This is a genomic window from Streptococcus pseudopneumoniae ATCC BAA-960 = CCUG 49455, assembly GCF_002087075.1.
In the GTDB taxonomy this organism is placed as follows: Bacteria; Bacillota; Bacilli; order Lactobacillales; family Streptococcaceae; genus Streptococcus; species Streptococcus pseudopneumoniae.
Genome location: NZ_MWSM01000062.1, coordinates 1 through 14,885, shown reverse-complemented (window position 1 = coordinate 14,885; position 14,885 = coordinate 1). Strand labels below are relative to the sequence as shown.

11 protein-coding genes, 1 tRNA gene and 1 pseudogene are annotated in these 14,885 nt (G+C 40.3%); 5 read left to right on the top strand and 8 right to left on the bottom strand.

Annotated elements, in window-relative coordinates:
• Positions 1 to 254: 254 nt before the first annotated feature.
• Positions 255 to 325: transfer RNA gene (locus tag B4W83_RS11370), tRNA-Cys, on the bottom strand.
• 413 nt (positions 326 to 738) lie between these two features.
• Between B4W83_RS11370 and rpoB the strand changes: the two genes are divergently transcribed.
• The 3 genes from rpoB to ndk all read left to right on the top strand — a co-directional run bounded on the left by rpoB (position 739) and on the right by ndk (position 8,582).
• Complete coding sequence (gene rpoB, locus B4W83_RS11365; protein ID WP_000907127.1) at positions 739 to 4,350, top strand: DNA-directed RNA polymerase subunit beta; 3,612 nt, start codon at positions 739 to 741, stop codon at positions 4,348 to 4,350.
• 32 nt (positions 4,351 to 4,382) lie between these two features.
• Complete coding sequence (gene rpoC, locus B4W83_RS11360) at positions 4,383 to 8,060, top strand: DNA-directed RNA polymerase subunit beta' (protein ID WP_000228742.1); 3,678 nt, start codon at positions 4,383 to 4,385, stop codon at positions 8,058 to 8,060.
• A gap of 108 nt (positions 8,061 to 8,168) precedes the next feature.
• On the top strand, positions 8,169 to 8,582 hold the full coding sequence (ndk, locus tag B4W83_RS11355) for a nucleoside-diphosphate kinase (RefSeq protein WP_000438299.1): 414 nt from the start codon (positions 8,169 to 8,171) through the stop codon (positions 8,580 to 8,582).
• A 247-nt stretch (positions 8,583 to 8,829) separates the two neighbouring features.
• On the opposite strand, the gene cbpJ is transcribed toward ndk, so the two are convergent.
• The 3 genes from cbpJ to B4W83_RS13585 are packed head-to-tail and all read right to left on the bottom strand — an operon-like array spanning position 8,830 to position 11,037.
• Positions 8,830 to 9,753 carry a choline-binding protein CbpJ gene (cbpJ, locus tag B4W83_RS11350; RefSeq protein WP_000771145.1) on the bottom strand — a complete coding sequence of 308 codons (924 nt, stop codon included), beginning with the start codon at positions 9,751 to 9,753 and terminating at the stop codon, positions 8,830 to 8,832.
• A gap of 18 nt (positions 9,754 to 9,771) precedes the next feature.
• Positions 9,772 to 10,728, bottom strand: coding sequence for a trypsin-like serine peptidase (locus B4W83_RS11345; protein WP_031222540.1), 957 nt, complete (start codon positions 10,726 to 10,728; stop codon positions 9,772 to 9,774).
• 12 nt (positions 10,729 to 10,740) lie between these two features.
• The gene (locus B4W83_RS13585; RefSeq protein ID WP_031222539.1) at positions 10,741 to 11,037 is read right to left on the bottom strand and encodes a hypothetical protein; all 297 of its coding nucleotides are present in this window, start codon (positions 11,035 to 11,037) and stop codon (positions 10,741 to 10,743) included.
• A gap of 316 nt (positions 11,038 to 11,353) precedes the next feature.
• On the opposite strand from B4W83_RS13585, the pseudogene B4W83_RS13740 reads away from it, so the two are divergent.
• Positions 11,354 to 11,536, top strand: a pseudogene (locus B4W83_RS13740) (IS110 family RNA-guided transposase); the annotation flags it as partial.
• Between the two features lie 154 nt (positions 11,537 to 11,690).
• Here B4W83_RS13740 and B4W83_RS13735 read toward each other — a convergent pair.
• Complete coding sequence (locus B4W83_RS13735) at positions 11,691 to 11,861, bottom strand: PhrA family quorum-sensing system peptide (RefSeq protein WP_001227865.1); 171 nt, start codon at positions 11,859 to 11,861, stop codon at positions 11,691 to 11,693.
• Positions 11,862 to 12,051: 190 nt separating this feature from the next.
• Between B4W83_RS13735 and B4W83_RS11325 the strand changes: the two genes are divergently transcribed.
• On the top strand, positions 12,052 to 12,969 hold the full coding sequence (locus B4W83_RS11325; protein ID WP_023938929.1) for a helix-turn-helix domain-containing protein: 918 nt from the start codon (positions 12,052 to 12,054) through the stop codon (positions 12,967 to 12,969).
• Between the two features lie 67 nt (positions 12,970 to 13,036).
• Here B4W83_RS11325 and B4W83_RS13850 read toward each other — a convergent pair whose 3' ends face one another.
• From B4W83_RS13850 to B4W83_RS11310, 3 genes are all read right to left on the bottom strand, one after another.
• Positions 13,037 to 13,315 (bottom strand): hypothetical protein, encoded by a 279-nt coding sequence (locus tag B4W83_RS13850; RefSeq protein WP_000712965.1) that lies wholly within the window; start codon positions 13,313 to 13,315, stop codon positions 13,037 to 13,039.
• A 140-nt stretch (positions 13,316 to 13,455) separates the two neighbouring features.
• The gene (locus tag B4W83_RS11315) at positions 13,456 to 14,088 is read right to left on the bottom strand and encodes an ABC transporter ATP-binding protein (RefSeq protein WP_000571433.1); all 633 of its coding nucleotides are present in this window, start codon (positions 14,086 to 14,088) and stop codon (positions 13,456 to 13,458) included.
• Between the two features lies 1 nt (position 14,089).
• Positions 14,090 to 14,845 (bottom strand): DUF1430 domain-containing protein, encoded by a 756-nt coding sequence (locus B4W83_RS11310; protein ID WP_001015889.1) that lies wholly within the window; start codon positions 14,843 to 14,845, stop codon positions 14,090 to 14,092.
• Between the last annotated feature and the right edge of the window lie 40 nt (positions 14,846 to 14,885).

Sequence of the window (14,885 nt, the reverse complement as noted above, 5' to 3'; positions counted from 1 at the left end):
GTAAACAAAGAGGTTTTAGAGGCTTATTTACCATGGAATAAAGTTGTACAAGAAAAGTGCAAATAAGAAATCTCCAGATTAGGAACTATCCGTGAGTTCTCTAGTCTGGAGATTTTTCAATATACTTCGTTATTGGGCGGTTACCTTTGCCCCAAAAGTTTTTCAAAATTATCCGTATTTATCAGAAGAAAAATAAAAAAGCCCTTCAAATTGGGCTTTCTGTTCATTTGAAACCTGATAAATCAAGTTATAGAAGGCGGTAGACGGATTTGAACCGACGATCAAGCTTTTGCAGAGCCGTGCCTTACCACTTGGCTATACCGCCTTAACGTTTCTTATTATACCTTGAAAATGATTTTCAGTCAATAGCTTTTTCAGTTTTTTGTACCATAGTGTGATTCGAATGTGATGCCAAGTTTTCTATGGGAAAAAATTACCAAAAAACTACTGAATCCCCTTGAAAAATCTAGCTAAATAGGGTATAATATGAGTAATCATTTGTCGTAGGTTTTGTCTGAAATATTGTCCAGACAAGGCTCACAGCAGTTAAATCTTCTGAAAAAGTCAGATTTAGCTGCTCTTTTTGTGCTTATTTTCAGTATTTTGATTATTTGTAACAAAGACTTAAAGATTCTGAAAATTTATCAAAGGGACGCGGTGATAGGGGTTTTACAACCATATGACGATTAGAAAGCCTGATTGACAAGGCTTGGAACTTATTTACAAAGGAGAATCATCTTGGCAGGACATGACGTTCAATACGGGAAACATCGTACCCGTCGTAGTTTTTCAAGAATCAAAGAAGTTCTTGACTTACCAAATTTGATTGAAATTCAAACTGATTCATTCAAAGCTTTCCTAGACCATGGTCTTAAGGAAGTGTTTGAAGATGTATTGCCGATTTCAAACTTTACAGACACCATGGAGTTGGAATTTGTTGGATATGAAATCAAGGAACCAAAATACACGCTAGAAGAAGCTCGTATCCACGATGCTAGCTACTCAGCACCAATTTTTGTAACCTTCCGCTTGATCAATAAAGAAACAGGCGAAATCAAGACCCAAGAAGTTTTCTTTGGTGATTTCCCAATCATGACAGAAATGGGGACTTTCATCATCAATGGTGGTGAACGTATCATCGTATCTCAGTTGGTCCGCTCACCAGGTGTTTACTTTAACGATAAAGTTGATAAAAATGGTAAAGTGGGCTACGGTTCAACTGTTATCCCTAACCGTGGAGCTTGGTTGGAACTTGAAAGCGACTCAAAAGATATCGCCTACACTCGTATCGACCGTACTCGTAAGATTCCATTTACAACCTTGGTTCGTGCGCTTGGTTTCTCAGGTGATGATGAAATCTTTGATATCTTTGGTGACAGCGAATTGGTTCGCAACACTGTTGAAAAAGATATCCACAAGAACCCAATGGACTCTCGTACCGACGAAGCCTTGAAAGAAATCTACGAACGCCTTCGTCCGGGTGAGCCTAAGACTGCTGAAAGCTCACGTAGCTTGCTTGTAGCTCGTTTCTTTGATCCACGTCGCTATGATTTAGCAGCAGTTGGTCGTTACAAGATCAATAAAAAACTCAATGTTAAAACACGCTTGCTTAACCAAACAATTGCTGAACCATTGGTAGATCCTGAAACAGGAGAAATCTTGGTAGAAGCTGGTACAATCATGACTCGTAGTGTGATTGAAAGCATTGAAAGCCATTTGGATGGTGATTTGAACAAGATTGTTTACATTCCGAATGATGCAGCGGTTGTGACTGATCCAGTTGTTCTTCAAAAATTCAAGGTTGTTGCACCAACTGATCCAGACCGTGTCGTAACGATTATCGGTAATGCTAATCCAGATGACAAGGTTCGTATCGTCACTCCTGCAGATATTCTTGCTGAGATGAGCTACTTCCTCAACTTGGCTGAAGGACTTGGCCGTGTAGATGATATCGACCATCTTGGAAACCGTCGTATCCGTGCAGTTGGTGAATTACTTGCCAACCAAGTACGTCTTGGACTTTCTCGTATGGAACGTAATGTCCGTGAACGTATGTCTGTTCAGGACAACGAAGTCTTGACACCACAACAAATCATCAATATCCGTCCTGTAACAGCTGCGGTTAAAGAATTCTTTGGTTCATCACAGTTGTCACAGTTCATGGACCAACACAACCCGCTTTCTGAGTTGTCTCACAAACGCCGTTTGTCAGCCTTAGGACCTGGTGGTTTGACACGTGACCGTGCTGGATATGAAGTCCGTGACGTGCACTACACTCACTATGGTCGTATGTGTCCAATCGAGACACCTGAAGGACCTAACATCGGTTTGATCAATAACTTGTCATCTTACGGACACTTGAACAAATATGGTTTTGTTCAAACACCATACCGTAAAGTTGACCGTGAAACAGGTGTTGTTACAAATGAAATCGTTTGGTTGACAGCCGATGAAGAAGATGAATATACTGTAGCGCAGGCTAATTCTCGTCTAAATGAAGATGGAACCTTTGCTGAGAAAGTTGTCATGGGACGTCACCAAGGGGTCAACCAAGAGTATCCAGCTAATGTTGTTGACTATATGGACGTTTCACCAAAACAGGTAGTTGCCGTTGCGACAGCATGTATTCCTTTCTTGGAAAACGATGACTCCAACCGTGCCCTCATGGGAGCCAACATGCAACGTCAGGCTGTGCCATTGATCAATCCTCAGGCACCTTACGTTGGTACTGGTATGGAATACCAAGCAGCCCACGACTCTGGAGCGGCTGTGATTGCTCAGTATGATGGTAAAGTTACTTACGCAGATGCTGACAAGGTAGAAGTACGCCGTGAAGATGGTTCATTGGACGTTTACCACATCCAAAAATTCCGTCGTTCAAACTCAGGTACTGCCTACAACCAACGCACTCTCGTAAAAGTTGGCGATGTCGTTGAAAAAGGTGATTTCATCGCTGACGGACCTTCTATGGAAAATGGAGAAATGGCGCTTGGACAAAACCCAATCGTTGCCTACATGACTTGGGAAGGTTACAACTTCGAGGATGCCGTTATCATGAGCGAACGCTTGGTGAAAGACGATGTCTATACATCTGTTCACCTTGAAGAATACGAATCAGAAACACGCGATACAAAGCTTGGGCCTGAAGAAATTACTCGTGAAATTCCAAACGTTGGTGAAGATGCTCTTAAAGACCTTGACGAAATGGGTATTATCCGTATCGGAGCTGAGGTTAAAGAAGGTGACATTCTTGTAGGTAAAGTAACACCTAAGGGTGAGAAAGACCTTTCGGCTGAAGAACGCCTCTTGCACGCTATCTTCGGAGACAAGTCTCGTGAGGTGCGTGACACTTCTCTTCGTGTACCACACGGTGCCGATGGTGTCGTTCGTGATGTGAAGATCTTTACACGTGCAAATGGAGATGAGTTGCAATCAGGTGTTAACATGCTGGTTCGTGTCTACATCGCTCAAAAACGTAAGATCAAGGTCGGAGATAAGATGGCCGGACGTCACGGAAACAAAGGGGTTGTCTCTCGTATTGTTCCTGTAGAAGACATGCCTTACCTTCCAGACGGAACTCCAGTCGATATCATGTTGAACCCACTTGGGGTGCCATCACGTATGAATATAGGTCAGGTTATGGAGCTCCACCTTGGTATGGCTGCACGTACTCTTGGTATCCACATCGCAACACCAGTCTTTGACGGAGCAAGTTCTGAAGACCTTTGGTCAACTGTTAAAGAAGCAGGTATGGATAGCGATGCCAAAACCATCCTTTACGATGGACGTACTGGTGAACCATTTGATAACCGTGTTTCTGTCGGAGTCATGTACATGATCAAACTTCACCACATGGTTGATGATAAATTGCACGCGCGTTCAGTCGGACCGTACTCAACCGTTACTCAACAACCACTCGGAGGTAAAGCTCAGTTTGGTGGACAACGTTTCGGTGAGATGGAGGTTTGGGCTCTTGAAGCCTACGGTGCCTCAAATGTCCTTCAAGAAATCTTGACTTACAAGTCTGACGATATCAACGGACGTTTGAAAGCTTATGAAGCTATTACAAAAGGAAAACCAATTCCAAAACCAGGTGTTCCAGAATCCTTCCGAGTTCTTGTGAAAGAATTGCAATCTCTTGGTCTTGACATGCGTGTCCTTGACGAAGATGATCAAGAAGTGGAACTTCGCGACTTGGATGAAGGAATGGACGAAGATGTCATCCACGTAGATGACCTTGAAAAAGCCCGCGAAAAAGCAGCACAAGAGGCAAAAGCAGCCTTTGAAGCTGAAGAAGCTGAAAAAGCAACAAAAGCGGAAGCAACAGAAGAAGCTGCTGAACAAGAATAAGCAGTTCACTTAGAATAGAAAGGGAAGAAATAGTGGTTGATGTAAATCGTTTTAAAAGTATGCAAATCACCCTAGCTTCTCCAAGTAAAGTCCGTTCATGGTCTTATGGAGAAGTCAAAAAACCTGAAACAATCAATTACCGTACCTTGAAACCAGAACGTGAAGGTCTCTTTGATGAAGTTATCTTTGGACCTACAAAAGACTGGGAATGTGCTTGTGGTAAGTACAAACGCATTCGTTACAGAGGGATTGTTTGTGACCGTTGTGGGGTTGAAGTAACGCGTACAAAAGTTCGTCGTGAGCGTATGGGGCACATCGAGTTGAAAGCTCCTGTATCTCACATCTGGTACTTCAAGGGGATTCCAAGCCGTATGGGCTTGACCCTTGATATGAGCCCTCGTGCCCTCGAGGAAGTTATCTACTTTGCGGCTTATGTGGTGATTGATCCTAAGGATACACCACTTGAGCACAAGTCTATCATGACAGAGCGCGAATACCGTGAGCGCTTGCGTGAGTATGGTTATGGATCGTTCGTTGCCAAGATGGGTGCCGAAGCTATCCAAGACCTTTTAAAACAAGTAGATCTTGAAAAAGAAATTGCTGAACTCAAAGAAGAGTTGAAAACAGCGACTGGACAAAAACGTGTCAAAGCAATCCGTCGTTTGGATGTTTTAGATGCCTTTTATAAGTCTGGAAACAAACCTGAATGGATGATTCTCAACATCCTTCCGGTTATTCCACCAGATCTTCGTCCAATGTTGCAGTTGGATGGTGGCCGTTTTGCCTCATCTGACCTGAATGACCTTTACCGCCGTGTTATCAACCGTAACAACCGTTTGGCTCGTTTGCTCGAGTTGAATGCACCAGGTATTATCGTTCAAAATGAGAAGCGTATGCTTCAAGAAGCGGTTGACGCTTTGATTGACAATGGTCGTCGTGGTCGTCCAATCACAGGACCAGGTAGCCGTCCACTGAAATCATTGAGTCACATGCTCAAAGGGAAACAGGGACGTTTCCGTCAAAACTTGCTCGGTAAACGTGTTGACTTCTCAGGACGTTCCGTTATCGCCGTTGGTCCAACTCTTAAGATGTACCAATGTGGTGTGCCACGTGAAATGGCGATCGAGCTCTTTAAACCATTTGTGATGCGTGAAATCGTTGCACGTGATATCGTGCAAAACGTCAAAGCTGCTAAACGCTTGGTGGAACGTGGAGATGAGCGTATCTGGGATATTCTTGAAGAAGTGATCAAAGAACACCCAGTGCTTTTGAACCGCGCACCGACCCTTCACCGTTTGGGGATCCAAGCCTTCGAGCCAGTCTTGATTGATGGTAAGGCCCTTCGCTTGCACCCACTTGTCTGTGAAGCCTATAATGCCGACTTTGACGGAGACCAAATGGCCATCCACGTACCGCTTTCAGAAGAAGCCCAAGCAGAAGCACGTATCTTGATGCTTGCTGCTGAGCACATCTTGAACCCGAAAGATGGTAAACCAGTTGTTACTCCATCTCAGGACATGGTTTTGGGTAACTACTACTTGACTATGGAAGAAGCTGGTCGTGAAGGTGAAGGAATGGTCTTCAAAGACCGTGACGAAGCGGTTATGGCTTACCGTAATGGTTATGTTCACCTCCACTCACGTGTTGGTATTGCAACAGATAGCCTCAACAAACCATGGACAGAAGAGCAAAAACATAAAGTTTTGCTTACAACAGTTGGTAAAATCCTCTTCAACGATATCATGCCAGAGGGTCTACCATACTTGCAAGAGCCAAACAATGCCAACTTGACAGAAGGCGTTCCAGCTAAATATTTCTTGCCACTTGGTGGAGATATCAAAGAAGCAATCAGCAAACTTGAACTCAACCCTCCATTCAAGAAGAAAAATCTTGGAAATATCATCGCTGAAATCTTCAAACGTTTCCGTACGACAGAAACTTCTGCTCTACTTGACCGTATGAAGAACCTCGGTTACCACCACTCAACTCTTGCAGGATTGACAGTGGGTATTGCCGATATTCCAGTCGTTGACGACAAGGCTGAAATCATTGAAGAATCACACAAACGTGTAGAACAAATCACAAAACAATTCCGTCGTGGTATGATTACAGACGACGAGCGTTACAATGCTGTTACAGCTGAATGGCGTGCTGCCCGTGAAAAACTAGAGAAACGCTTGATTGCTAACCAAGATCCGAAGAATCCAATCGTTATGATGATGGACTCTGGAGCCCGTGGTAACATCTCAAACTTCTCACAGCTTGCCGGTATGCGTGGTCTGATGGCGGCTCCGAACGGACGTATCATGGAATTGCCAATCCTTTCAAACTTCCGCGAAGGTTTGTCAGTACTCGAAATGTTCTTCTCAACTCACGGTGCCCGTAAAGGTATGACCGATACGGCCCTTAAGACAGCCGACTCAGGTTACTTGACTCGTCGTTTGGTTGACGTTGCCCAAGACGTTATCATCCGTGAGGACGACTGTGGAACAGACCGTGGTCTCTTGATCCGTTCTATCGCAGAAGGAAAAGAGATGATCGAGTCTCTCGAAGAGCGTCTCAATGGTCGTTACACTAAGAAAACTGTTAAACATCCAGAAACTGGTGCAGTTATTATCGGTCCAAATGAGTTGATTACAGAAGACAAGGCGCGTGAAATTGTCAATGCTGGTGTGGAAGAAGTGACTATCCGCTCTGTATTTACATGTAACACTCGTCACGGTGTCTGCCGTCACTGTTATGGTATCAACTTGGCGACTGGTGATGCGGTTGAAGTTGGTGAAGCAGTTGGAACAATCGCTGCCCAATCTATCGGGGAACCTGGTACACAGCTTACAATGCGTACCTTCCACACGGGTGGGGTTGCCTCAAATACCGATATCACTCAGGGTCTTCCTCGTGTCCAAGAAATCTTTGAAGCCCGCAATCCTAAAGGGGAAGCGGTTATCACAGAGGTTAAAGGACAAGTTACAGCTATCGAAGAAGATGCTTCAACTCGTACCAAGAAAGTCTTTGTTAAGGGCGAAACTGGTGAAGGCGAATATGTTGTTCCATTTACCGCTCGTATGCGTGTTGAAGTTGGGAACCAAGTAGCGCGTGGTGCTGCTCTGACAGAAGGTTCTATCCAACCAAAACGTCTCCTTGCAGTTCGTGATGTCTTGTCAGTTGAAACTTACCTTCTCGGTGAAGTACAAAAAGTTTACCGTAGCCAAGGGGTAGAAATCGGTGACAAACACATCGAGGTAATGGTTCGTCAAATGATTCGTAAAGTCCGTGTCATGGATCCAGGTGACACAGATCTTCTCATGGGTACCCTCATGGATATCAATGACTTTACAGATGCCAACAAAGATGTCCTTATCGCAGGTGGTGTTCCAGCGACAGGTCGCCCAGTCCTCATGGGAATTACCAAAGCCTCACTTGAAACCAACAGTTTCTTGTCAGCGGCTTCCTTCCAGGAAACAACTCGTGTCCTTACTGACGCGGCTATCCGTGGTAAGAAAGACCATCTCCTTGGACTTAAAGAAAATGTTATCATCGGTAAGATCATCCCAGCAGGTACTGGTATGGCTCGCTACCGTAACCTTGAACCACATGCTATCAACGAAGAAGAATACCTTAATCCTCCAGTAGAGGAAGAAGGAAACGAAGAAACAACAGAAGTAGTTGTGGATACTGCCGTTGAAACTGTGGAAGAAACAGTAGAATAAAAGAGAATGAGAGAGCCTTCGGGCTCTCTTTCGCTTTTCTGAAAACTTTCTCCATTTTTCCATGGAATGTGGTAAAATAAAAGAAAGAAGCTGACAAAGGAGACAGGTATGGAACAAACATTTTTTATCATTAAACCAGATGGTGTAAAAAGAGGACTAGTGGGTGAAGTGTTGAAACGTATCGAACAACGTGGATTTACAATTGAAAAATTGGAGTTGCGTACACAGCTTTCAGAAGAGTTAATTGACCAGCACTATCAGGACTTGGTTGGTCAAAGTTTTTACCCACCGATTCGTGAATTTATGACTTCAGGACCGGTTCTTGTAGGTATCATTTCTGATCCCGAAGTAATCGAAACTTGGCGGACCATGATGGGTGCAACTGATCCAGAAGAAGCTTTACCAGGAACTATTCGAGTTGATTTTGCAAAAGCTGCTGGAGAAAATGAGACTATCCAAAATGTTGTACATGGTTCAGATTCAGAAGAGTCAGCTAAGCGAGAAATTGCTCTTTGGTTTTAAGAGTTGATTGGCTCAATCAATCGGTTAAAAGCTCATTTGAATAGAAAGTATAGTCACATAAAAAAGAAAGGACTAACTTCGTCCTTTCTCATTCTTAGTTTTTCTTCAACCTACTACAGTAGATAAACATACTGAATAGCTACTGTCTTGACTCATTTAATTCTTAAAAATTGATAGAGTTGACAAATGGTAGAAAAAAGCTCTTTTTAATAAGTTAAGTATCAACTACAGTTACGATTAGCATTCGTTACTTAACCCACTCACCATTATAGTTTACGTAGTAACCATCTACTGTGGTATTAACAGCTAGAGCACCTGAACCATAGGCATAATACCATTTACCATTGATTTGGAACCAGCCTGTTTTCATATCTCCATTACTTGCATTTAGATAGTACCATATTGAACCATCTTTCACCCAACCTGTGGACATTGCACCTGATGAACGAAGATAGTACCAGTTATTACCAACATAAGCCCAACCTGTTGCCATTGCACCTGATGAACGGAGGTAGTACCACTTATTGCCAATTTGCTTCCAACCAGTTTGCATGATACCAGTTTCTGAATCTAGATAGTACCAAGCTGAACCATCATTTATCCAACCTACACGTCTTTCACCACCAAGATTCTTATTCCCAGAATTTCCTGTTTTTGCTAGGTAATACCAGTTAGATTGATCATAAAGCCAACCTGTCTTTAAATAATGATCTTGATCAAAGTAGTAGTATGCTAATTTAAGAACTTCGGGACCTTCCCAGCCTTCACCATGTTTTTTCCCAACGGTTAAGGAATATTTTAGCTCTAATTCTTGCCAACCAACAAACTCTTGTAGCACTCCATTTTCGTCAAAGTAGTACCACTCTGACTTTGGAAAACCTTCTAATCTGATACCATTTGGGTAAGGATCAATTGTACTACCTTTAGATGGAAACGGGATATATTGCCAGCCGACAACCATCTCTCCAGATAGAGAATCAAAATAATAGTACTTACCATCAATCACTCGCCAGTAGGTTTCTTTGAGGTTCCCCTTTTTGTAATAGGTTCTACCGTTTTCTTGGACAAACTGCCATCCTTCAGAATCATCTGCAAATACTGTACTGGTCCCTAGCAAACCAAAGAAAATTACTGTTAGTCCAGCTTGCATAGTTTTTTTCAAAAGTTTCATTTATATATACCTCCAATATTAAATCCATTCACCAGATGAAGCGAAATTATAAACTTTACCATCAATAGTTTGGCTACCTGTAACCATTGCTCCACTTGAATTGAGATAATACCAATTTCCTCCCACTTTTATCCAACCGGTTTTCATGTCTCCATTTTTATTATCTAAGTAATACCATCTGCCTCGTATATATTTCCAACCTGTTGCCATTGAACCAGAGTTTTCCAGATAATACCATTTCCCATTTACTTTTTGCCAATCTGTGAGCATCTTACCGGAGGCGTCTAGATAGTACCAAGTGTCATTTATCTTTTGCCAACCTGTTTGTTTCGTACTGTTCTTATAATAGTACCAAGTACCACCAATCAATTTCCAACCATCAATAGAATGCCCTTTAATAACAGAGTAGATGAAAGATAGAGCCTTCTCATTTAACTTGACAGCATAATTCATTTGTTCTGCCTCACTCCCATTGGTATGAACTCCGACAACCCTATTGGTAGAATCATATACTGCTGAACCGCTTGCACCACGCAAAGTATCTACTTGATAGAATAAAAAATCATTTGTATCTTGAAGTATCGTTTTTGTATCAGTATACATCTGCTTAATATCCTTATTAACAGCAGAATATCCCGTAACTGTTACATCTAGATTTTTAGTATTTTCTAAATTATTGGGAAGTCCTAACGTCCCCAATTGAGCGCCAATCGGTTCTTCCAAAATTAAAACTGCTAAGTCATAGGTAGTAAGCTCATCTGGATCAGTATTTCGAAATTCTTTTAAATAGCGAGCTTCTTTTACTTTTATCCGACCAAACGGCACACTATTTGGAGTACGAGCAGGAGTAACATATAGTTCTTCTGCATCTTTACCAAACTCATGTTTATAAATATTATGAGCAGCAGTAATAAGGACATTATCCTTTATAAAATTGGCACTCCCTCGATAAGTTACATCTTTACCATTTTTCACACCACGAAATTCTTACTCTACATAAGTTGATGTAGAGTAAGGATATTGTAAAGTATTTTTTACCTTAACTAAATCATTTTTACCAATAATGACTTCTGACTGATTTGTATAATATTGACCATAAGTCGGTGAAACATCGGGAAGTGAAAAATTATTAGTTCCTGGACTCTCTTGTAATGTTTCACTTACCTCATACTCCTCGCCTGTACTTGAAATAACAGTCAACGCAGATACTGTCGGTAGCTGACTAGCTAATAAAGTACTAGCAATAATTGAAATACCGAATTTGCGATAAAATGTTTTCTTCATTTTTATAATTCATTCCTTTCGTTTCACTCAAGGCACAACACAGAATGAAAAAGTGTTGTGCTCTTTGTTTTATAATAACAGTGAGAAAGCCTATCACTACTACAAATCACGGGGAGGTGAATAAGTGAGTGGTACAGCCACTACCTCGCATTTTTATAGGTGTCATTCTTTCCATCACGCACAAGAACTGTGACTAAGAGCACGTAAACTTATAATTGAATAAGCGACTCGTTTGTGAAAGGAAAGAATAGTCAAGGGATAGGCAGACTCAAATTTTATGAAGGGAGCCCCCTCATGTTAAAAATTATTTATATGGCATCGAAAAGCTATCATCGCTATCTGTCGCAGATTATTGGTTGCCATCTACCACGTACTTTTAAAACAGGAGAGTTATAATCCAAGATTACAAGGTCTTACAGAAATAAGAAATTCAGATAAGACAATGTCTATCCAAGATGCCGTTCGTTTTGCACAACAGCACGGATTCAAGGTGCTTTAATTTTAAAGGTTGGGTATCAAGACCTCTTTTTAGTGTGCCCAAAATTTAGAGAAGTAATCAATCAACTAACTTTTATTTTTTCAAACTTGCCCCTACAATTTTTAATGAATAATAAAAGCGAATATACTAGAGACTAATTCTATTCCATTATTCTTTAATCAGCCTTCCCAACATCAAGACCATTGGACTTCTTTTGTGATTGCACTCGAATCTCCAATTGTCTATTCTTCTGAATAAACTGTTGGTAAGGAATTGTATTACTAAACATAAAAACACCTAGCAATGCAAATGTAACTAATTTTTTAATTCCACGTTTTTTTCTCATGCAATGAAACCCCTTTCTTTTTCCTTGTTTTTATTCTAACAGATATATTTTATTTAGCCAAGTGTTTTTATTGCATTTTGAACTTTTTTTCTTATTATTACCATAAAGAATTATTTGTTTCTTTAACTTACTATTTTGAACTAAAAATTTTATAATGAAATTAAGCAAATAGGAAGGTTTATTATCTTTAATGAATACACTCGCAGAGAAATTCAGATTGAAAAGAAAAGAGTTGAGACTCTCCCAACAAACTCTTGCAGAAGGAATTTGTGAACAAAGCCAGATTAGTAAAATTGAGAGAGGGCATTTCATTCCCTCCGCAGACCTTTTGTTCAAACTCTCACAACGACTCGAAGTCCCTTTGGATTACTTTTTCAATGAACAAATTGAAATTAAATCTAACCTCTCTAATTTCAAGCAATTATCTGCTCGACTATTAGATGATAGAAATTATGACGATTTAGAATATCTTTATAAAATAGAGGTTGAGCGAAGCACTTTTCTAACACTAGAAGACCGAACTTACCTTGAATGGATTAAAGCTATTATTGACTTCTATCAATATGACAGTAAGTGTGAGGCTATTTCTTCATTGGAAAATATATTATTAAAAGTCTCCTCAACTACTCTGATTTATTTAAAGGCATTGAATACTCTATCTAATTTCTATTCCTTAGTGGGTCTTGAACAAGAATATGAGGCAAACTACTCTCATTTGATGGAGTTATATCAGACAAAAAATTTTGAGCATCAAGAGTTTTTATTTGGCTACATCAGAGTTCGTTACAACTACGCTCACTACCTAGTATCAAAGGAAAAATATAATGAAGCCATCCAAGAAGCTCTTGAGACTATCGAACTCTGTAAAGAGAGGCAAACAAGTTACCAACTAGCTCCCCTGCTCGTTCTCGTTGGAAATTGTGGAACACAATTCCTTGGCAAAGAACAAGTCAAAAATTATTATATAGAAGCAAGAGAGCTATGCAAGATTTATAACAATCCTTTCTCTGTGAAAATCGCAAGTTTTTCCCACCTTTTCTCAATACTGAAACAACATCTTTCCAGAACTTCAATAATTTCTTTTTGTGTTAAATCATTATTTAACTAAATCTTTGGAGGTAATACGTTTTCAAAGCTACTTTTTACCATAGATTTTGAGCTTTCAACACATATTACTAAGCCAAAAATGCTCTAAATTTTTGAAATTCTAACAAATGCCACTCAACTTCATCATCATCTTTGACTTTCACAATATCTTCCTCAAAATAACATGGAATAAAGATAGTTTTCTTTTGAAACGGTTGTAGGAGGAAAATCTCTCCTACACTATTTTTGATTCTGAGAGAAAATTGCAAAATATCATCTACCAAACTTTCAATTATTAAGATTTTTTGCAGTTTATCTGAATTAGAATCGCAAGGCTTCTCAATAATATAATTGTCGAATTTTTTCATTCTAACTTTCTCTCCACTATTTCTTCCTTTATCAAGAAAAAGTTACCTCAATATTCATAAAGTACAATTCTAAATTAACTCCAATTATTGATTCATGATAATATTTCGATAACTCATCGTGCAATTAAAAACAAGGATTTTTATTTCAGACGATCCATCGTGAACACTTCATCAGCCATCTCCCAAATTGCCGGATTATGTGTTGCGATAATGATTAGCCTATTATCATCTCGAAGAGATAGCAAAATCTCCATAATCAACTGAGAGGTTGCTGGGTCTATTGAAGCTGTTGGCTCATCTGCCAGAATAAAGGGTGGATTCTTTAAGATAATTTTTGCCAAGGCAACCCGTTGCGATTCTCCGCCCGATAACTCAAAGATGCGCTTATCTAGGTCAAGATAAGCCAGGCCGACCTGTTCTAAAGCCTGCTTCTGCCTCAACCGCTGTTCCGACCGACTCAACTTTTGACCAATGAGACCTAGCTTAAGGTTTTCTTCAATACTTTGGTTTTCAATTAAGCCAAAGTTCTGGAAGAGGTAGCCCAATTCGTGACGGAAAAAATCACTCGATTTATAATTGGCCAAGTCTTTACCTCGGTAAAAAATCGTCCCATCATAAGATTCTAATTTCCCAATCATGTTCATCAAGGTTGTTTTTCCGCTACCACTTGAACCAATTAAGGCATAGACTTTTCCAGCCTCAAATGTCATTGAAAGATTCGAAAATAACTCTCGTTCTCCAAAAGATTTACTCACCTGTTTAAGTTCAATCATATTAACCTCCCTTCAAAACAAGCATGGACATCTTGTTTTCTTTCTGCATTTGGACATGTAACTGTAAAAGAGATAGACCAGTAAAGAGTAACAAGACTAAGAAAGCAACTACTATCTCTACCATAAGAAATACACTCGCAATAAATCCCAGTAAAAACACACCCAGTTGAGCAAAGAGATAAGTGTGATGGATTTCTAAGAACCTGAGACCTGCAATGCGTTTGATAAAAATGGCACGTCTAAATTCTTCAAAGTAGAGCCTATTCATAGTGTTAAACAACAAGATTGAAGTTGCAATCCCAAGCACAGCTCCTGCTAGCATTACCCAACGTTCCCTCTGGATATTATCCAATAATGTGATGTAGTTATGGTAACCTGTTTGCATTTCTGAGACCCAATTTTCAATGCCTTGTCTCTGGATAAGCTCCTGGGCATCAGACAATTGATTAAAGAGAATGTAGTTCTGTACTGCGTCTATCCAAAACAAAATGGACTGTGGACCAGTTGATTGGGGTGTTATAACAATGATGATTGGATCTTTCAAAAATTGTTGGTAAGAAATAGGGGTCGTATTATATACAAAACGATCCTGACCTGATTCTAAATAACCTACCGTAGCAGTCATTTGCTGTCGTTCATCTTGACTAGACATGCGACTGGTTAAGTCGTCTTCAAAAACAGATTTATAATGTTCTTCCTCTGAACGGAGGTGTTCAGGCAGCAATAAGACAAACTCCCCTACATCAAGGTGATTCATCTTTTGCTCAATAGTTGTATCGTAAGCGCGTCATAACAAG